Raw genomic sequence first — 20399 nt, forward strand, 5'->3', positions numbered from 1 at the left:
TAGTGTTGCTAATAAATGTGAGATTGGGTAGGCAAGAATAAAGCAGAATATGGTAACCCAAAAGGCAACATTTAACGTTCTTAGCCATAAAGTTTTGTGTATTCTTCTATCTTCTGGATACTTGGATTATATTTCTATCTTGATCAAATTTTCTATCTACACCTTTTAAATATTTGGCATAAGACCAATTTGGAGCTGTATTTTTCAAAGCTACCAAATATTCACTTTGACCCCACCTTTTATGAACTTTGATAAATTGCTCTTTATAATTACCTTCTTCGAATTTATTAATTTTTCTAACTGTTTTTTTTATTAAGCTACTAAAGCCACCTTTTTCATAGTTTAATCTTGCTATAATTTTTCCGTAAGTTTTATTCTTTTTTAAATAAGTCAAATCATCATAAAGACCTTTGTAAACTGGCTCATCTGGTAAATCTTTTCCGTCCCATTTCTCGATTGCAGCAAATGTTTTAGGAAGCATTTTAGTGATCATTCGATCATCAACACTTCTAAACAACATGTCTCCAATTGGGAAAACATAAATAATTAAAATAAATAAAAATAATGGAGCAACGAGCGCAACCGCTTTAAGTTTATTTTTTCGTTCAGCTTTTTTTAAGCTAACTTCTAAAGGTAATCCGTCGGATGATAATATTTGTTCTTTGCTCATAATAAAAAAGGGCAGTTATAAATAACTGCCCTTTCAATATAGTATAAAATACTAATCTATAAAACTAAATTATAGACCAGCTTTCATAGCTTCCCATTTTTCACCGATTTCGTCTTGGTTATCTGCCCAAAACTCAGGGTTCATAAGGATGTATCTTTTTGTGTTAGCGGGTGCTGTTGGCATATGTGGTACCATGTTAGTCTTACCATCTTTAAACCAAGGCTCTCCAGCTTCCATAACTGCGATTGAAGATTTTCTCCAAGGCGCGTATGCAATGTACTTAGCACTTCCAGCTAAACCTTCTGAGCTAGTCATTTCTCTAAGTACTTTCATAGCTGAACCGTCAGCATAACCTGGACCGTCTTTAACTAATGCAAAGTATTCATAGTCAAGAATTTGTCCATCCCATACTTGTACAAGTGGAGTTCCTTCCATTTGCGCGTTAAAGAATCTACCATTCCAACCAGTAGCCATTACTACTTCACCATTAGCAAGTAGTTCTGGTGGTTGAGCTCCAGCATTCCAGAATACACATCCGCCATTTGGATCTTCACATAAAGCTTTAAGTTTGTTCATAGCTCTATCAATTCCACCATCAGCATCAAGTTTTCTGTAAGTTAAGTCAGAACCTTTACCAGGGTTTACACCGTCTGCAGTGATAGCAATTTCTAAGTTAGACATTGCACCTTTGTAAAGAGCTCTCTTACCAGGGAACTTTTTAGTGTTAAAAAAATCTTTCAATGTGCTTGGTTTTTTATCACCAATTGTTGCATCATTGTAAGCATAGTTCCAAGAGTACAGAATGTTTCCAACTGCACATTTTGAAGGCATGCCTGTAAAGAAGTCTTGACTTGCAGGTGTTCCATCTGGAGCAGGTGCAAAGTCTTTGTCAAAATCGAATTCATGGAAAATACCTTCGTCACATCCGATAATTGTGTCTTTTGCGTACACATCGATAATGTCCCAAGTTATTTTTCCAGCTTCTTTTTGAGCTTTAATTTCTGATAATCCACCAGTGTAGTCTACCCAGTTTACAGGTATTCCAAGTTTCGCTGCTGTAGGATCACCGTAACCCAATTTTTGTGACTCTGTGTAAGCTCCACCCCAAGACACTACAGTTACTGCAAATGCTGAAGTTGTTACAGAAAGTACAAAAGAAAGAGCAAGTAATAATTTACTTATTTTTTTCATTTATTCTCCTATTTAACGTTAACGTTTAGTTTTTATAAAGTGATTACTAAAACAATATAGTATAGCTTAGTCAACAGCTGATTAGGGTTAATTTGTCTTATGTTTTATGTGAATAACTAAAAGAAATTATTTAGGATCTAGAGCTCTACAATCAACACTATTCCAACCAATATTAATTTCTTTACCTGCTTTAATATCCATTCTGTTTGAGCTATTTGGAACTTTTAGAATAAATTGATCATTCCCTAATAGATCTACTCTTAATCTTGTATGATCACCATGGTATATGACTTCTTCAATTTTACCTTTGTGATTGTTATCCATTTTAGTGTCAGAATCAATCAATGCTCTTTCAGGTCTAAGAGATATTGTAGTTTTGTCTCCTTTTGCTTTTGCAACAATAGGATTTGCTAAAATTTCAGTTCCTGAATTTAATTTCACTTTACATTTATCACCAGATACATCTGATACTTCACCTGCAAAAGTATTATTCTCTCCAATAAACTCTGCAACAAAAGAATTAACAGGTCTTTCATATAATTCATCAGGACTTGAAAGTTGTTGAACTTTACCATCATTAAAAACTGCAATCCTATTAGACATCGTCAAAGCTTCAGTTTGATCGTGAGTAACATAGACAACAGTTACACCAATACTTTCATGAATATGTTTAATTTCATATTGCATACTTTCTCTTAAATTTTTGTCCAACGCTCCTAAAGGTTCATCCATTAAAACTAATTGTGGATCAAATACTAATGATCTTGCAACAGCAACCCTTTGTTGCTGACCACCTGATAATTGCATCGGCATTCTAGCCTCAAAGCCTTGAAGAGACACCATTGATAATGCCTTATCAACTTTTTTATCTGCTTCATCTTTTGGAATTTTTCTAACTCTTAATGGAAAAGCTAAGTTTTCATAAACAGTCATGTGTGGAAACAAAGCATAGTTTTGAAATACCATTCCAATACCTCTTTTATGAGGAGGAATATCTGAGATAACTTTATTATCTAAATAAATTTGTCCATTCGTTGGAGTTTCAAATCCAGCTAACATCATCAAACAAGTTGTTTTACCTGAACCAGAGGGCCCAAGCATTGTTACAAACTCACCTTCTTCAATATCAAGATTTAAACCTTTTACGACTAGTTGCTTACCGTCATAACTTTTATCTACATTTTCAAATCTTACAAAATGATCATTAGCCATATTACTTTAAAACATTTGTTAGATTGATAATCAAGTAATTTATTTGATATGTAATTCTTTGCTCATATTGCAAAATAATTCACTGCCTGTTTCTGTAACTCGTATTGCTTCAGAAGCTTCAACTCCCCAATCACCAAATTGCATCACTGCAATCATGTGAAAACAAACATTAGGCTCTAAAATAGTCATGTCCCCTTTATATATATTAAGAGTATGCTCTCCCCAATCTGGTGGATATCCAATTCCAATTGAGTAACCAGTTCTTGATTTTTTATCAATTCCATATTTATCTAGTATTTTCCAGAATGCTTGGGCCACATCATCTGCAGTATTCCCAGGTTTTACAGCACTAATTCCAGTTTCTAACGCCTCAATAGTTTTCTTCATGGTATCAATTTTTAACTGATCAGGTTTTCCAAGTAACACTGTTCTAGCCATTGGTGCATGATATCTTTTATATACACCTGACAATTCAATAATAGTTGCCTCCCCTTCGACAAATTTATCTTGTGTTGCAGTTAAATGCGAAGCTGATGTCCCTTTTCCAGTTGGAAGTAAAGTTGCAATACTAGAATATTCGCCACCAAATTCTTCCGTTCCATAAAATAATGATTTTTGAATTTCACCTACCGCATCACATTGTCTAACCCCTGGATTAATGACTTCCATGGCTGTCTTCATTCCCTTTTGAGAAATTAATGCTGCTGATTTCATATATCCAATTTCAGCATCAGATTTTATCAATCTTGCCCAGTTAACAAGTCTATCACTATCTACAATTTTAGCATTGGGTAAACCTTGTTTAATTTTTTCATGACAAAAAGCTGTATAGTAATGTGCATCCATCTCTACCCCTACAGAAAGCTTATCCCACTTTCTCTCTTTAATTATCTGAACTAAATAATCATAAGGATGTTTAGGCCAGGTATGAATATAACTTTCATCATAGACAATAATATTTTCATCTTTCAAATATGTTTTGATATATGCTCCACCAGAGTCTTGTGCTCTTACAAAACATAATGGTTCTTCTGCATCTATGTGAACGATTGCACATTGAGCATAATAAAAAGACCAAGCATCATAACCAGTTAAATAATTTAAATTATTAGTGTCATGAGAAATTAATAGTTCGATGCCTTTTTCTTGCATCCTCTTTTTAACTTTTGTTAATCTTTGTTTGTACTCTTCTTTTGTAAAATCCATATTTCTAATCTTTAAATAATTGACCAAACCCGTCAATACTTTTATTATAATTTATCTCTTTCAAAGTATCCCAAATCAATGTTTGATTACTTGACAGAACCACTTTGCCTAATTTTTTTTCTAATTTATCTATTAGAGATAAAACAGGAAGAGCTGTGCAAGAAACAAATAAAGCATCACTTGTAGATAAATCAATTTTGGATAATACTTCAAATAAATAGTCTGGATCTACTTTTCCAATATCAAGGTCCGATGCAATATCAAAGTAAGTTAATGAAACAACTTCAATATTTTCTTTTTTAAAATATTCTGCAACCGATTGATTAATTTCATCTGTGTAAGGAGTAAAAATTGATATTTTATTTATGTTTAATTTTTTTAAAGCTTTAATAGCTGAAGTAATTGGAGTGGTGACTTTAGTATTTGGTTTTGCAAGATTAACCTTATCAAAAATTAAATTATATCCAGCAGCTATTGTTCCTGAGGTACAACCATAGGCAACACAATCTAATTTTTGATCAGGTAATATTTCTTTAGCAACATCCGTAATATCATCCGCCATTTTTTTTAATGTTTCATTGGTCAATGGATTATAACAATGGATACGATTAGAAAATAAATCAATTTCCTTTCCATAAATTATATTATTAAAATCTTTTTCAATTCTAAAATCACTTGCAAGAGTAATTAAGCCAATTCTGGGGTTTGGCTTTTCAGTGTATTTTGGTGCAATTTTACCAAGTTTCATAAGATAAAGTGATTAAATAGATATCACTAAAATTGTCTAGTTAAATTTAGGTTTTAATTTTATCTTTAACAACTTTTTTAAGTTTGGATTTAATTCACTAAATGAGAAGGTCTTATTTATTAATTATATGCTGAATTTGATTTTATCCATTATTTAAGCATGAGAAAAAAATATTAAGAATAATTATAAATCAATTCTTTTTTTTTATATCTCACGCTTAAAACATAATAATTTTAAATTAGAATAAGAAGCCTATAGAAAAAAAACTAAAGTCTGTAACACCTGCTAAATCACTATAATGTGTAAACGAGTATCTTACATTGTCTTCTTCATAACCAAATCCTATCAATGGACCTGTTCCTTTTGCTTCTGCTGTCACGGTGTAAGTTGTGCCACCAATGGTTAAGGTTGCTGCACCATCCATTGTTGCAGAATGTATTCCTGCTTTACCAAAGAATCCACTTGGGTCTTTAACTACACCAGATATATCAAATCCATGCACATCGTAAGATTCGGTTGCCGATGATCCTGAAATTGTATATTTGGCTTCTACTGATGAAGTTTGAAAATAGCCAGCTTCTATAGAAACATCTGAAGTAAGTCCATAATCACTAAACACTCTTCCTACGAAAGCTCCTTGATCGTATACAACTGTAACTGTAGATCCTGATAAATTTGCAAGTTCTTGTGCTGTTTTTTCTGCTTCCAAGTCAACTGGACTCCATCCGAATTCAGCACCCATTCTATATTCTCCTTCAACTGCACCTGCAATATTCAAAGAAGAAAATAAAAATAAAAATAAAATAACTATTTTTTTCATATTTTTTACCTTTTTTTAATTATAGTTATAATTTACCTTTTTTTATCTAGCGCACAATAAATTTTATAGTTTTATCTGGCTTTTTAATTATAGCAAAAATTTTTTGTTAAAGAACGACACATTACTCGTTAAAGTAGTAAAGGTATTACTCAAAATAGGATATGACAAAAAAAATTTCGGTCTCTTTCCTCTTTAAATGGGTCTAAGAGCGTTAATAAGATTAAATTTTTGTAAGAATTATTCGAAGAAATTTATTATATATTACCGATAAGATTAATAGTTATCTCTCCAGCTACTTCTGTAGGCTTGAACATTTTCTGAAATAGATTCTATAATTACAATATCGGTTTTATCTTCATTGGTAGATTCGCCAGAAATATTTGCATAAAGATTTAATCCAAATGCTACTATCTTTGATAAAATTCCTGTTCCAACATACAAACATTGTTCCCCTTGATTAATATCTCCAATTTTGTTTGATTTATTACTACCGCACTCACCATCTACAGCACAAATATATGCATTTCCACCTCCACAACTTTGGTTTAATGTAGTTATAAAATTCGGTCTCAAAGGGTCAAAATAATTAGCAGGTCGATAAAGTGGGTAGTAAACAATATTTCCTTTCAATGTAGGTTCATTTACAACTTTTTTTTGTTTATCGAGTTCAACATACCAACCTCTGTCTCCAATATCTGGACAACTGGCTCCTGTTATATCGTTTGTTGTATTGTTACATTTTAAAAAATTGTCTGGAGATTGTGTATTACTTGCAGTTCCAAAATTTGGAAAAGAATAATCTTTTATTCCAAACATTACATTATTAACCTTTTGCAAATTTACTTGTTGATCATCTAAGTTCATAAAGTTACCTGTACCACCAAATAACCATAATTTTTTTGTTACAACTCCTATTCCTGCGTCCATTGAATGAAACATATATCTATTGTTAATCTCTGAAGACGCCATGGTATCGAACATTGTATATTTATCATATAAATTAACTGGTTTTCTTTGTGTTGAAAAAGTATTTGTATTTGGATCATACTCAGGCGTTTGATCCATATTGGTTAAATTTATTTTTGTAATTTTTCCCTCTAAATCATTTACATAAACTATTGCACCTGAATAGTTTGAATTAGCAGCATCTGCATTAATTACTATCGGAGAAGATGGAATTGAATTAGTAATATCATTTCTAGAATTAGAGTCATAACCTTTATCTTCAATTTTAATTTCTTTTTTTACTTTTCCAGTTAACCAATCAATCACATAAACATTAGAGCCAATTAAAGGTGATCCATTTCCATAACCCCCTGTTAAAACGGCTACATATTCATCATCTAATATATTATTGTCACCAGCACCATTATTAGGCATTCTAAACACACGAGGGGAGCCCCATGTCTCTCCTAAATATCTATAATCATAATCTTGACCTGCGCTATCGAGAGATCCTGTTTGAGTAATGTTAATGCTATCTGAAGCTGAATTACCTGACGCATCATATTTGTATGATTGATTAAATGTAAATTTATAAATTCCATTTATATTTGCAATAGTTGTACTTGTAGTTACATCACGCCCATTTGCATAAATCTTGTAATCAATTGATGCATCAAAATCTAATGATAAAGACCAGACATTTGATCGATAACAAGAAGTATTTCCTGATGCATTACATGCATTACTTGATCCGACATTATTTTCTGCTGTCTGCACCTCATTAAAATTTGTTATATTAAATCTCGAGCTCGCATAATTATATTTGAATAAATTTGCATTATGATCCACTCTTAGTATTTGCTCACTAATTGGATCATTTAAAATTGAATATAGATGAAGAGGTTTGTTTGTGTCTGTTACATCAATTGTAGAAAAACCTGCACCCCCTCTACCATATGGGACCATTAATAAAGTGTGCCACCCCTCTATATTTGTAACCGGATTTTTAAAATAAGTATCATGCACTACAGGTGATCCATCCAATAAAAATAAAGGTGTACTTCCTCCACCATCAGCTTGATTTAATGAAGGAGTGATAACTTTAGGTAAACTTGGTATTACTAAAGGAGGAACAAATCCCCATAACTCTTTACCTGTCTCTTGATTAATTGCATGCAATATTCCATTGTTTGCTGCCCCATAAACAACTTTTGCTCTATTGGCATTATTTTTAGCAAAAGTACCATAATTATTTTTCTGTCTAAAATAGCTTTCAGTATTTTGCGCTACTGAAGCGGTGCTTGCAGAGGGTGAACCAATAACTGATAATTCAGAATTATAAAAGTCAGCAACATATGCCTTTTTGAGATTTCCGTCATCGTCTATTCTTTTTCTTGGCTCGGTTAAATCACAATCTCCATCATAATCAAAATAATCTTCACCTCTTACAAATTTAATTAAACCTTTCTCTTCATCTAAAATTCCATCAACAACTCCTGATGAATTTTTACACCTTATTGCATTTGTTAAATTATTCGATCCAATAGTTTTCCTATGATAGTCTCCTAGAATATTTCCTGTTGCATTATAAAAATTACTTATTGAATTAACGTTAGATTGTATAAAGTTATTTATGTCAGTATTACCTGGTATTGCAGTCCAAAGCTTTCTGTTACTAGGAGTTTGTATTTCTTCACTAAAATCCCAGCTTTGATCTGATGAAAGTGCGGTACCATCCTCATTAAGATTGGTTTTAATTACACTTCCAATCCATTCTTTATTTTGTCTATTTTGAAATTTACCTTGGTACAATTCTCCTGCGTTTCTAACGTTACTTGAAATTGATGGTGATGAAAATGAATATTGTTTTGCAACTATTGTTTGAACAATTTCATTAATTACATTTTTAAGATCTGTAGGTGTTTTTGCATTATAATATCCTCTTTTGGTGACAACACCGTTGTTTTCTTGATGAGTGCCTCCTTTTTTTGCAATATTTATAAAATCATCAATTGCACTTTGAGAATTAAGGAATGTATCGCCATATCCAACTGTAAAAGTTAAATGTCCTTTAGTATCAAATAAGGTTTGAGCAATTTTAGGTGGGTCTATATTAGTTTGAGGTGGCTGAAACATCCCGTCTCCTATAATAATTGTTGCATTAATTTGGCAATCTAAACCATCAATTATAGGATTAACAATTCCCCCTCCATCATTGTAAAGCCAATAATATTCGATTAATTTTCTAAGACCATAACCATTGGTGCTATTTAACAGTTTTATATTATCCTCAGAGAATTTTTGTAAAATTTGCTGAGCCCCGTTTGGGTTTATACCAACTGATATATATGCTCCAGGGTTATTCCCTTCATGCCAAACTGGAGAATCAAATCTTGGGTTATTATTAGATAGATTTCCATTTAATCCTTTAAAACCATTAAATTTTGCCTTGCCTGATGGCCCCCAATATCCAATTCCAAAATTTGCTTGTTGATTAATAGTTGAGTCTTGCAACACGTTAGATATAGAATCTATAGCACCCTGCCACTTTGAAACACCTGGATCACCAAAATGATCTACATAACCTAAGTCAGATTGATTAAAAATAATAACTTCATTTCTTCCAAAACTTGCAACATATATTCTTTGTGTTTCAGTTGAATTACCTGAACCAATACTAATACCCATTGGTTTTTCAATGTAAACCTCGGGATTGCCCGCAGCATTTGGAGTATAGGCATTTTTTGTTCCAACACTTTTCTCTAACCTTATTGTTGAATTAGAATGAGAATATTTACAAACCTTTCCTATATTATAACCAGTTGTAAAGATTGTATTATTTCTAACAGCAATACTTTGTCCCCTTCCTTCTCCACATGTTTGATCAAAGTTTGAACTTTTATTCCACTGTGTATAAAGATTGCCTGTTGGACAAAGATTATTATCAACTTCTTGTTTTAAAATTAATCCATTTGATCCATCTTTACTGTAAACATAAATTTTTGAACCTTCTTTAACTATATCAATTGCATCATCGAATAATAAATTCATTGGCTCGTCTTTAGAGCAAACACGAGTGGTAACGTCATAATTGAGCCCATTATTGTAACTGCTGTCAGTATTTAAATGTCCATTTGTATTACTTAAGTTTATAACTCTCCACGCCTCTTTTGAAATTACCAAAATCTTATCTTCATAAAGATCCATGGAAGGTTTGCTATTAAAAACTAACGCACTGAATCCCTTTTTATCTTTCGTTTGGTTGTGTTGACGTAATCCTGTCAAATCCTCATTTTTAACCCCACTTGATCTTGCAAAAAATCTGTTAGCATTTTTTGCTCGGTTTCCAGTATTAAGATTTCCATTCCAATTGACGGGGACTTTTGTCGAAATCGACATAAGGGTATATCCATTAGCCTTCTCATGAGTTTTATCTTGAAGAATATAAAGGTAGTCATCATTTTGAACTCTTCTAACTTCCATATTCAATGGAGATTTTAGATTAAGCGTATTATTTCTTTGCCATGCATTTGCAGCAGCATAGTTTCCAAAAAAATTTGGATCTAAATGAATATCATTCTGGTAAGGGTTCCATAAACCAAAACCATTGTTTTCAACACTTGCTGTAATATATTTTCCATCCCCTCTTGGTACAACATCAGTAAAAGGGCTGATTCTCATTTGGCTTCCCTCGTCACTTGAGGACCACCACATACTAAGAGATTTATCCACCATAAACATGATATTAGCTTTAATACTATTTCCAGCACCTGGTGGTAATGGCTTTGAATAAGCTGATGAACTCACAATTAAGGTTAAAAAAATAATTAGGTATTTTTTGATCACTATTACTTTTTAGATGATCTGATCTAAATCACGAATTTTTAGTGCCCATATCGGGTAATCCATAGTCTTGATACTTTTAAGAAATAATTAGAATTTTAAGATCACGTAAAAGTAAAAATTCTAGGCTTTTACTTGTTAATAGACTAAAAAAACCATTAATTTTCTTTATTCCTTGGGTGATAAAACTGTGTTAAGATTTTAATTGTTAAAGACAGATACATAACTCGTCGGTGAATAAAGTTTAGGTTTACGAAAGTGGGATCGATCGTCTTAAATTTAATTATTTAGGAGGTTTGAATGAAGTTTGGATATTTTTGCAATACAACTAATTGGAATCACAAACCATATAATCAATTACTAGATGAGACTAAAGAGATCACAACTTTTTGTGATCAAAATAATTGGGACTCAATTTGGTATACCGAACACCATTTTAATCATGAGGGAATGGAGTCGTGCACAAACCCATTGATGATGGGGGTGGATGCAGCAGCAAGAACAAAACAAATTAGAATTGGACAAGCTTGTAATGTGATAACATTTCATAACCCTATTCGACTGGCAGAGGATATTGCTTTACTTGATCAATTATCAAACGGAAGAGTTGATGTTGGAATTGGTCGAGGTATTTACGGAAGAGAAGCTATTAACATGAATAAAGAAGCCGATCTTAAAGACCAAGCAAAAAACTTTAGATTATTTGAAGAAAGTTTAACTATAATGAAAAAAGCTTGGACTGAAGAATTTTTTAGTCATCATGGTGAATTTTACACTTATCCTTCACCAAATTTTACATGGCAACATGACATGAGCCCTCCTAGTGATAAATTTTTAGATACAAAAACAAATGAAATTAAAAAAATAAGTATTGTTCCTAAACCAAAACAAAATCCTCATCCACCAATATGGCAAGTTGTTGATGGTGCTAGATCCATCGAATGGGCAGCGCAAAATGGTTTAAATACTATTATGTGGATTCCAACAGTTAAGGCATTGAAGAAAAGATTTGAAATATATCAAGAAGCAAAGTCAAAAGCAGAAAATAGAGATGTTCCTTTAGGTGAAGGGGTATCACTAGTTCGGGATATGTTTGTTGCAGAGACAATGGAAGAAGCAGAAAAAATGGCCGGTGAACACATTATTAATTATATGAAGTGGGTATGTCATTGGAGAGGTTTGGGAAATCATATGGATCCAGGTGAAGAATTACCTGAGACTAAACATAAATTGGATTTATTAAATTATGATTTTCTTCACAAAAGAAATTTATTATTTGGAACTCCTGAATATGTTGTTAATAAAATTAATGAACTTAAAACAGAGTTAAATCTTCAAAACTTACAAGTATGGTCTAATTTTCCTGGTATAGATCATGAGGCTTGTATGAGAAGTATAAAACTGTTTAATGATGAAGTGATACCAAAAATAAATTTTAATGAAGACGATGTAGAGAAAGCTAGTTAATGAAACTTGAATTAAGAAAATTTACAAAGTTTGTAGACAAAACTTTTATTGAAGGTGGCAAGGAAGCAAAAGAACCTGTCTTGCTAGTATCAGTTGCGGCTGTTTTTAAAAACCCATGGGCTGATCAAGGTTTTGTTGAAGATTTAAAACCAATTATTTTAGATCTTGCCCCAAAGTTAGGAGATATTCTAGTTCCAGAATTAATAAAAGAAATCGGCTCACCTGATAAAATTTTAGCCTATGGTAAAGCTGGAACAGTTGGCCTTAATGGAGAAATTGAACATGCTTCAGCATTTATTCACACTTTAAGGTTTGGAAATAAATTTAGAGATGCAGTTGGTGGTACTTCTTATCTAAGTTTTACAAACACAAGAGGGCCAGCAGGATCTAAAATATCAATTCCAATGATGCATAAAACAGACTCAGGCTTAAGACCTTATTATTTAACACATGAATTCACTATTCATGACGCACCATTTGATGATGAGATTGTGATTGCTATAGGTGGGGCCTCATCAGGCAGAGCTCATGCGAGAACTGGTGACCGTTATCAGGACATGAAGGAAATGGGACTAGATCCCAAATAAATGTCACAAGGCTTTGACCTTAAAGGTAGTTATTATTCCTATATAAATAAAGACACAATTCCATCAGTTTTTATTCATGGGGTTGGTCTTGATCATCAAATGTGGAAACCTCAAATAAATTCACTAAATGAATTTTCAACATTAACTTATGATTTATTAGGACATGGAAATTCTGAATTAAAAAATAATGAGGTAACTTTAAATGATTTTTCTAATCAACTTAAGTCACTATTGGATTTTTTGAACATTAAAAAAATCAATCTTATTGGTTTTTCTTTAGGATCATTAATCGCTATAGATTTTACTCTAAAATTTAAAGAATATTTAGATACATTAACTTTAATGGGAACAACTTATCAAAGAACTGATGAGGAGAGATCAAAAGTTTTAGATAGATTTGAACAAGCTAAATTAAATAAACCCATATCAAGACAAGCATTAAAAAGGTGGTTTAGTGATAAATATTTAGATGATAATCCTGAAATTTATAGTGAGTTCATGAATATTTTAAACAAAGAACCTAAGGATCATGATAATTTTTTAAAAGCTTATAAATTATTTGCAAATCATAGAGATGATATTGGGTTAATCAAAAAGATTGAAACAAAAACACTCATTATGACGGGATCAGATGACCCAGGATCAACTGTTTCAATGTCTAAATCTTTGTCGAAAGACCTTGTAAACTCTAAATTTGTTGAAGTAAAAAATGGAAAACATCTTTGTAGTATAGAGTGTGCAGATGAGGTAAATATAAATCTTAAGAATTTTATTTATAATTAAATGTCTGAATTAAAAAATTTTAAAATGTATATTAATGGTGAGTGGGTTGAATCTTCATCAGGTAAAAAAATAGAAACTTTAAATCCAGAAACCAATAAAGTATGGGCAACAGTACCAGAAGCTAATGAAGCCGATGTCGATAAAGCTGTCAAAGCTGCTCAAGATGCTTTTAATGGTTCTTGGTCTAATCTTCACCCAAAAGAAAGAGCAAAATTTTTAAGAAACATTGCTGACCAATTAAGAACGAATGCTGAGCATTTAGGAAAAATAGAAACAATAGATACTGGAAAATTATTTAAAGAAATAAAAACTCAAGCAAGTTATATTGCTGAATACTATGATTATTATGCAGGACTAGCTGATAAAGTTGAAGGAACAGTTGTGCCTATTGATAAACCTAATATGCAGGTAACAACAACACGAATTCCTATTGGTGTGATAGCTGCAATAATTCCTTGGAATTCACAAATGCTATTAACTGCTGTGAAATTAGCACCGGCACTTGCAATGGGAAACACAGTTGTAATCAAAGCCTCAGAATTAGCTCCTGTCACATTATTAGAATTTGCAAAGTTAATTGAAAGTGCGGGATTACCTAAAGGGGTGGTTAATGTAATTACTGGACTAGGAGAGCCTTGTGGGAGAGCTTTAACAACACATGATTTGGTTGAGAAAATTGCTTTTACAGGAGGTCCTGAAACTGCTCGTCATATTGTTAAAAATTCTGCAGAAAATTTATCTCAAGTAAGTTTAGAATTAGGAGGCAAAAGTCCTGTAGTTTTATTTGATGATGCTGATCAAGAAAATGCTTTAAATGGAATTACTGCAGGTATTTTTGCAGCAAGTGGACAAAGCTGTATTGCTGGATCAAGATTATATATTCAATCAAAAATTTACGACGAATTTTTAGATAAACTTGTTAAAAAGGCTGAAGGTATTAAGCTAGGATCTCCGATGGATCCAGATACACAAATGGGGCCCTTAAATAGCTTTAAACAATTAGAAAATATTGAAAAAAATATCAAAGCTACAGTTGAGCAAGGTGGAAAGATTAGATGTGGAGGAAAAAGATCAACAATTTCAAATGAAGGCTATTATTTTCCTGCAACTATAATTGAATGTGAAAACCATAATTTACCAACAGCAGAAAATGAATTATTTGGTCCTGTTTTATCAGTAATGAAATTTGAAAATGAAGAAGAGGCAATAAATAAGATGAATGATAACCAATATGGTTTGTCTTCAGGAATTTATACTACCAATCTTGGAAGAGCTATGAGAGTTTCAAAAGCTGTAAGAGCTGGGATAGTATTTGTAAATACATACAGATTGATATCACCATCAGCACCATTTGGAGGAATTAAAGATAGTGGTTATGGCAAGGAAGCTGGGATAGAATCTATTAAAGAATATACACGAATAAAAACTACCTGGTTTAATTCATCTGAAGATCCAATGGATGACCCATTTACGATGGGATAACAGTTTGCCATTAAAGCATTTACTCATTTTACTATTTATTGCAGTTGCTTATGGAAGTGCATTTCCAGTCACAAAATTAGCATTAAACAATTCAGTGCCCCCTATTCTTATGGCATCACTTAGAATGGGAATTGTACTTATTATATTAATTCCATACTGGCGATTTAAAATACCAGAGAAAAAATATCTTGCATCATTGATTGCTTTTTCAATTTCAATGGGTGTGATGGTTTATGTATTTATGACTTTATCACTTTACCATTCATCAATAATTTCACCTGTGATTGTTGGCTCACAATTAGCTATACCATTTGGAGTATTGTTAAGTGCAGTAATGTTAGGTGAAAATATTAGTTTTAAAAAATGGATTTTAATTTTTTGTGCTTTTTTTGGAATAGTAATAATATTTTTTGACCCTGAATTAGCTAACAATTTTTTAGGCTTATTTTATGCCGGCTTAATGGCACTATTTTTTGGTTTAGCCCAAGTTTATTCAAGACAATTAAAAAGTTTAAATGTCAGCTTAACCAATGCGTTTACTGGTTTATTTGGTTTTATTATATTAATGATTTTATCTTATTTTATTGAAGGTCATACAATTTCAAATATTAAATCAATAAATATTAACACTTGGGTTTTTATATTTTACCAAGCTGTTGTTGTTTCTTTGGGTGCGCACTTATTAATGTTTTATCTATATAAATTTTATACTGTGGGTCAAATTTTTCCTTCATACTCATTATTCCCAATTTTTGGTATTGGGTTATCTTTTTTAATTTTTGGAGAGATACCCACATTTCTATTCCTTATTGGTAGTGCAATTGTTCTAACTTCAGTATTTTTACTTCATAAAACGAGTTAATTTAACCATTGTAAAATTTAGATAATCGTAATTTAATTACGTTTTTATAAATTGTTAACAATTAAGGAAAATAATGAAAAAACTATTTATTGCTGCATTTATGTTTGTTTCAACTTTTGGAACTAATGTAATGGCAGACGGACATGCGATTAAGATGGGAATCATTTTAGGATTTACTGGTCCTATTGAATCTCTAACACCAGCAATGGCTGGATCTGCTGAACTTGCTTTTAAAGAAGCTTCAGACTCAGGTTCTCTATTAGGTGGAAAAAAAATTGAAGTAGTAAGAGCAGACTCAACTTGTGTTGACTCAGCGGCGGCAACTGCTGCAGCTGAAGGTGTTATTTCACAAGGTGTAGCAGCTATCATGGGTGCTGACTGTTCTGGTGTAACTGGTGCGATTGCATCAAATGTTGCTGTACCAAATGGTGTAGTAATGATTTCACCATCAGCAACTTCTCCAGGATTAACAACTTTAGATGACAAAGGATTCTTTTTTAGAACAGCTCCTTCTGACGCTAGAGGTGGACAAATCTTAGCTGATGTTACTAAAGATAGAAAAGTTAAAAGTGTAGCTATAACTTACACTAACAATGACTATGGAAAAGGTTTAGCTGATGTTTACAAAGCTGCTGCTGAAGCTCATGGTATCAAAGTTACAGCTGTAACTGCCCATGAAGATGGTAAAGCTGACTATTCATCTGAAGTTGCAACGCTAGCTTCTGCTGGTGGTGATGCTATGGCTGTAATTGGTTACCTTGACCAAGGTGGTAAAGGTATGATTCAAGCTGCTTTAGACTCAGGTGCATTTGATAAATTTGTTTTATCAGATGGTATGATCGGTCAATCACTTGTTGATGCATTCCCTAAAGGTTTAAAAAAATCTTTTGGAACTATGCCAGGTTCAACTGGAAAAGGTGCTGGAGTATTTGCTGATGTAGCAAAATCTGCTGGTATAGACTCTTCTGGTCCATACACTGGAGAATCTTATGATGCAGCAGCACTTATAGTTTTAGCAATGCAAGCAGGTAACTCTGCTGACAGAGCATCAATTGCAAACAATGTAATGGATGTTGCTAACGCTCCTGGAACTAAAATTTATCCAGGTGAGCTTAAAAAAGGATTGGATTTATTAGCAAAAGGTAAAAAGATAAATTACGAAGGTGCAACTGGAGTAACTTTTACTAATGTTGGTGAAGCTGAAGGTTCTTTCTTAGAACAAGAAATCAAAGGCGGAAAATTCAAAACTAAAAAACAAAGATAATTTTAGTAAACTAATCAAAAACCCCTTAACATTTTATTGTTAAGGGGTTTTTTTTATTAAAGATTAATGATGACTTTGGCTATCCCAATGACAGAGATAACAATCAGAAAATAAAAAACTGCTTTTCTATAAGTTTCTTCTTTGCTTTTAACAAATAGTTTGTTTCCTAAAAATACGCCAAGTGGCAAAATACATATTAAGGGCAATGCTCTATAAAAAACAATCTCATCAACAATTCCAACATAAATACTTAAATTGAAAACATATGCATCAGCAATAAAAAAAATTGCGGCTAATGATCCTCTTATAATCATTGGTTTAACTTTTGTGATTAATAAAAAAAGAGAAATAGGCATTCCACCCAAAGTTCCAAATCCATTTATTGTTCCAGAAACTATTCCAGCTGAGATTTTAGTGGGTAGGTTATTAATCCGTTTATTTGAATATCCTCTTAGTTGTAATATTACAAAAAATATTATGATTAAACAAATTGATAGGTGAGCTATATTTGGAGATAAAAACTTTAAAAGGTAAAGACCTATTGGGGAGCCTATTGATATTCCTATAAGTATTTGTGATACAAATTTCCAATCAATACTGCTCCAAATATAAGGGATCATAAAAATACTAACTAACACTTCAAGAATTAAAATTATTGGTACAATTTCAATAGTTGGTAAAATGAAAGATATTAATGACATACATGTTGCTGAAAAACCAAAGCCATTAAATCCTCTAATTATTGATGCAATGAATACTATAAAAACAATCAATAAAAATTCAGATAAATTAAAATTAAGAAGTGACAATAGACTCATATTATTTTTTTAAAGGATTGACTAAAAATTTAATATTAAAATTTCCAACTAAAACATATACTTATCGGCCATATACATGGCCCAAGCGATTGCAGCACCTAATATAATATATTTCATAAGAATTATTTTATTTCTATTTTTTCTGGAAGTATACCTTTAGGTCGATACCTCATAATCAACAATAGCCCAAGTCCCATCATTAGGTATCTAAAGTAAGGAACGCTTTCAATTAAATGAACTTTTAAAGCATGGGTATCGGGCATTCCAGACGTGAAAAGATTAATTAAGAATAATGCAATTGGTGCAGCTTCAATCCATAAAAACCATACTGCAAATCCACCTAAAATTGCTCCAAAATTGTTACCGCTCCCTCCAACAATAACCATTACCCAAATAAGAAATGTGTATCTCATGGGTCTGTAACTACCTGGTGTAAACAAACCATCTTGAGTCACCAACATTGCACCAGCTATTCCGACAATTGCTGAACCTAAAATAAATATTAACAAATGTTGTTTAACAACATTTTTTCCCATTGCATTTGCAGCTTCTTCATTATCTCTAATAGCTCTCATCATTCTTCCCCATGGAGAATAAAGCGCTTTTTGAGTGACTATCAATAGAGCTATAACTACAGTTAAAAATAATCCTGAGTAGCAAAGTTTTACAAAAACTGAGGATCCTTCAATCACCAATTGATTAAGAGCAGTTTGTCTATCTGCCATATTAGAGATTAATTCTAATTTACTTGAATTAAATTTTGCAACTAAATTTATGAACCAATCAGTAGTTTGTAGGTTAACTTCATAAGGTACGGGTCTATCCAATCCGATTACATTTTTTACTCCTCTTGATAACCAATCCTCATGTTTAATTATTGCAATGACAATTTCTGAAATAAGTAAAGTTGCAATTGCTAAATAGTCAGCTCGTAACCCAAGCGCAACTTTCCCAACCACAAATGCAAGTCCTCCAGCAAAGAAAGCTCCAATGATCCATGAAAACATAATTGGTAATCCAAAGCCTCCAAGAAATCCTGTTTTTGCAGGATTTATTGCTTCAATTGCTTCAATTCCAGGTTCAGCAGTTACTCTGATAATTATAATTCCTGCAATAATAATAGCTGCAATTCCATAAGTTCTATATTTTGATTTTTCAAAATTTTTTAAGATAAAGCGAATAGCCATTATCATTACAATGATTAACCATAGGCACATCAAGATATCAAATCCTCCAGCTCGCCATGCTTCTTGAACTGGGTCAACGGATATTAAAACTGCAGCTAGTCCACCTAATGCCGCGTATCCCATAAGGCCAAAATTAATTAATCCAGCATAACCCCATTGTACATTTGCTCCCATAGTCATTACCGCAGAAATTAAGCACAGATTAAAAATTGAAAGAGCAACATTCCATGATTGAAATATCCCAACTAACAATATTAAACCCATCATTATTGAGTAAGCTACAATTATGTTTAGATTTTTTCTCAAAGGACCTTCCCTTTAAATATACCATTAGGTCTATACAATAAAACAATCACTAATATAGAGAACGACACAGCAAATTTATAATCTGTCGATAGTAATTGAACAAGAGTTTCTGGCTCCATACTTTCAGGCAAAATATACATAAAAAATTTCTTATATGCATACGTTATGAATATTTCTGAAAAAGCTATGACGTAGCCACCTAAAAATGCTCCAAATGGGTTTCCAATACCTCCAACAATTGCAGCAGCAAAAATTGGAAGCATGTTGTTAAAATATGTAAAAGGTTTAAAGCTTTTGTCTAAACCATATAATGCACCACCGATAGTTGCCAAAATACCTGCAATAATCCATGTAATCATAACCACTTTTTTTGGGTCAATTCCAGATAACAAAGCCAAATCTTCATTATCAGAGTAAGCTCTCATGCTCTTTCCTGTTTTAGTTTTGTTTAAAAACCAAAATAAAATTGAAACTAATATAAGTGTTACAAATATTGTTATAACCTGACTAGACTTAATTGCTAAGCCTTCATTAAGTCCTGTCATTTCTTTAAATTCACCTGCTTTAATAATAAATTTTTCTCCATCAAAAAATCTTCTGTCAGATGGTCCTATTATAATCCTTACTACTGCTTGAGTTACAAACATTACACCAATACTAACCATTGCAAGTTGCACTGGTGGGCTTTTGTTAACCCTATAATATCTAAATACAAATTTATCTATGAAGAGCATGTAGCCAATCATAAAGATTATTGCAAATGGTATTGCAATAAGAGCTGTTGGTAAAACACCTAAAGAGATACCCAAAGATTGGAAATACCATGTGAATAAAATAGTCACCATTGTTCCAAAAGCCATCATGTCTCCAGTTGCAAAATTAGCAAATCTTAAAATTCCATAGATTAAAGTTACAAAAATTGCACCAAGCGCTAATTGTGAACCATAGGTTAGAGCTGGAACAAAAATATAATTTAATAATAAAATAATTGCGTTTATAAAATCCATT

The 20399-nt window shown here is 32.2% G+C and carries 16 protein-coding genes; 6 read left to right on the forward strand and 10 right to left on the reverse strand.

The genetic code is table 11. From position 1 onward, the window contains the following. Positions 1-106: 106 nt before the first annotated feature. From Q0X98_RS03705 to Q0X98_RS03735, 7 genes are all read right to left on the reverse strand, one after another. On the reverse strand, positions 107-670 hold the full coding sequence (locus Q0X98_RS03705) for a hypothetical protein (protein ID WP_297681611.1): 564 nt from the start codon (positions 668-670) through the stop codon (positions 107-109). Between the two features lie 69 nt (positions 671-739). Next, a complete protein-coding gene (locus Q0X98_RS03710) occupies positions 740-1861 on the reverse strand; it encodes an extracellular solute-binding protein (protein ID WP_297681613.1) in 1122 nt (373 codons plus the stop codon). Positions 1862-1987: 126 nt separating this feature from the next. Further along, complete coding sequence (locus Q0X98_RS03715; RefSeq protein ID WP_028036417.1) at positions 1988-3073, reverse strand: ABC transporter ATP-binding protein; 1086 nt, start codon at positions 3071-3073, stop codon at positions 1988-1990. Between the two features lie 39 nt (positions 3074-3112). Next, positions 3113-4279, reverse strand: a complete 1167-nt coding sequence (locus Q0X98_RS03720) for a M24 family metallopeptidase (protein WP_297681616.1) — start codon at positions 4277-4279, stop codon at positions 3113-3115. Between the two features lie 4 nt (positions 4280-4283). After that, positions 4284-5027 carry a racemase gene (locus Q0X98_RS03725; RefSeq protein WP_297681618.1) on the reverse strand — a complete coding sequence of 248 codons (744 nt, stop codon included), beginning with the start codon at positions 5025-5027 and terminating at the stop codon, positions 4284-4286. A gap of 238 nt (positions 5028-5265) precedes the next feature. Next, positions 5266-5847, reverse strand: coding sequence for a hypothetical protein (locus tag Q0X98_RS03730; RefSeq protein WP_297681620.1), 582 nt, complete (start codon positions 5845-5847; stop codon positions 5266-5268). 273 nt (positions 5848-6120) lie between these two features. Further along, entirely contained in the window at positions 6121-10638 is a 4518-nt protein-coding gene (locus tag Q0X98_RS03735) for a PilC/PilY family type IV pilus protein (RefSeq protein WP_297681622.1), read from the reverse strand. 297 nt (positions 10639-10935) lie between these two features. Here Q0X98_RS03735 and Q0X98_RS03740 point away from each other — a divergent pair, with 297 nt between their 5' ends. From Q0X98_RS03740 to Q0X98_RS03765, 6 genes are all read left to right on the forward strand, one after another. Then, on the forward strand, positions 10936-12102 hold the full coding sequence (locus Q0X98_RS03740) for an LLM class flavin-dependent oxidoreductase (protein ID WP_297681624.1): 1167 nt from the start codon (positions 10936-10938) through the stop codon (positions 12100-12102). Then, positions 12102-12689 carry an amino acid synthesis family protein gene (locus Q0X98_RS03745; RefSeq protein ID WP_297681626.1) on the forward strand — a complete coding sequence of 196 codons (588 nt, stop codon included), beginning with the start codon at positions 12102-12104 and terminating at the stop codon, positions 12687-12689. Before Q0X98_RS03740 ends, Q0X98_RS03745 begins: the two co-directional genes overlap by 1 nt. Then, entirely contained in the window at positions 12690-13472 is a 783-nt protein-coding gene (locus Q0X98_RS03750) for an alpha/beta hydrolase (protein ID WP_297681628.1), read from the forward strand. After that, positions 13473-14954: an aldehyde dehydrogenase gene (locus Q0X98_RS03755; protein ID WP_297681630.1), complete on the forward strand. Its 1482-nt coding sequence runs from the start codon at positions 13473-13475 to the stop codon at positions 14952-14954. After that, positions 14932-15816 (forward strand): DMT family transporter, encoded by an 885-nt coding sequence (locus Q0X98_RS03760; protein ID WP_297681632.1) that lies wholly within the window; start codon positions 14932-14934, stop codon positions 15814-15816. Before Q0X98_RS03755 ends, Q0X98_RS03760 begins: the two co-directional genes overlap by 23 nt. A 73-nt stretch (positions 15817-15889) precedes the next feature. Next, the gene (locus Q0X98_RS03765; RefSeq protein ID WP_297681634.1) at positions 15890-17080 is read left to right on the forward strand and encodes an ABC transporter substrate-binding protein; all 1191 of its coding nucleotides are present in this window, start codon (positions 15890-15892) and stop codon (positions 17078-17080) included. A 56-nt stretch (positions 17081-17136) separates the two neighbouring features. Here Q0X98_RS03765 and Q0X98_RS03770 read toward each other — a convergent pair whose 3' ends face one another. From Q0X98_RS03770 to Q0X98_RS03780, 3 genes are all read right to left on the reverse strand, one after another. After that, the gene (locus Q0X98_RS03770; RefSeq protein WP_297681636.1) at positions 17137-17898 is read right to left on the reverse strand and encodes a sulfite exporter TauE/SafE family protein; all 762 of its coding nucleotides are present in this window, start codon (positions 17896-17898) and stop codon (positions 17137-17139) included. Between the two features lie 122 nt (positions 17899-18020). Continuing rightward, positions 18021-19391 (reverse strand): branched-chain amino acid ABC transporter permease, encoded by a 1371-nt coding sequence (locus tag Q0X98_RS03775; RefSeq protein ID WP_297681638.1) that lies wholly within the window; start codon positions 19389-19391, stop codon positions 18021-18023. After that, entirely contained in the window at positions 19388-20398 is a 1011-nt protein-coding gene (locus tag Q0X98_RS03780) for a branched-chain amino acid ABC transporter permease (RefSeq protein ID WP_297681640.1), read from the reverse strand. The genes Q0X98_RS03775 and Q0X98_RS03780 overlap by 4 nt, the downstream gene beginning before the upstream one ends. Between the last annotated feature and the right edge of the window lies 1 nt (position 20399).

The organism is uncultured Candidatus Pelagibacter sp. (genome assembly GCF_943788075.1).
Lineage (GTDB): Bacteria > Pseudomonadota > Alphaproteobacteria > Pelagibacterales > Pelagibacteraceae > Pelagibacter.

Coding starts and splice junctions, on each gene's coding strand:
- Q0X98_RS03705 (WP_297681611.1), bottom strand. CDS start 670: ATGAGCAAAGAACAAATATTATCATCCGACGGATTACCTTTAGAAGTT.
- Q0X98_RS03710 (WP_297681613.1), bottom strand. CDS start 1,861: ATGAAAAAAATAAGTAAATTATTACTTGCTCTTTCTTTTGTACTTTCT.
- Q0X98_RS03715 (WP_028036417.1), bottom strand. CDS start 3,073: ATGGCTAATGATCATTTTGTAAGATTTGAAAATGTAGATAAAAGTTAT.
- Q0X98_RS03720 (WP_297681616.1), bottom strand. CDS start 4,279: ATGGATTTTACAAAAGAAGAGTACAAACAAAGATTAACAAAAGTTAAA.
- Q0X98_RS03725 (WP_297681618.1), bottom strand. CDS start 5,027: ATGAAACTTGGTAAAATTGCACCAAAATACACTGAAAAGCCAAACCCC.
- Q0X98_RS03730 (WP_297681620.1), bottom strand. CDS start 5,847: ATGAAAAAAATAGTTATTTTATTTTTATTTTTATTTTCTTCTTTGAAT.
- Q0X98_RS03740 (WP_297681624.1), top strand. CDS start 10,936: ATGAAGTTTGGATATTTTTGCAATACAACTAATTGGAATCACAAACCA.
- Q0X98_RS03745 (WP_297681626.1), top strand. CDS start 12,102: ATGAAACTTGAATTAAGAAAATTTACAAAGTTTGTAGACAAAACTTTT.
- Q0X98_RS03750 (WP_297681628.1), top strand. CDS start 12,690: ATGTCACAAGGCTTTGACCTTAAAGGTAGTTATTATTCCTATATAAAT.
- Q0X98_RS03755 (WP_297681630.1), top strand. CDS start 13,473: ATGTCTGAATTAAAAAATTTTAAAATGTATATTAATGGTGAGTGGGTT.
- Q0X98_RS03760 (WP_297681632.1), top strand. CDS start 14,932: ATGACCCATTTACGATGGGATAACAGTTTGCCATTAAAGCATTTACTC.
- Q0X98_RS03765 (WP_297681634.1), top strand. CDS start 15,890: ATGAAAAAACTATTTATTGCTGCATTTATGTTTGTTTCAACTTTTGGA.
- Q0X98_RS03770 (WP_297681636.1), bottom strand. CDS start 17,898: ATGAGTCTATTGTCACTTCTTAATTTTAATTTATCTGAATTTTTATTG.
- Q0X98_RS03780 (WP_297681640.1), bottom strand. CDS start 20,398: ATGGATTTTATAAACGCAATTATTTTATTATTAAATTATATTTTTGTT.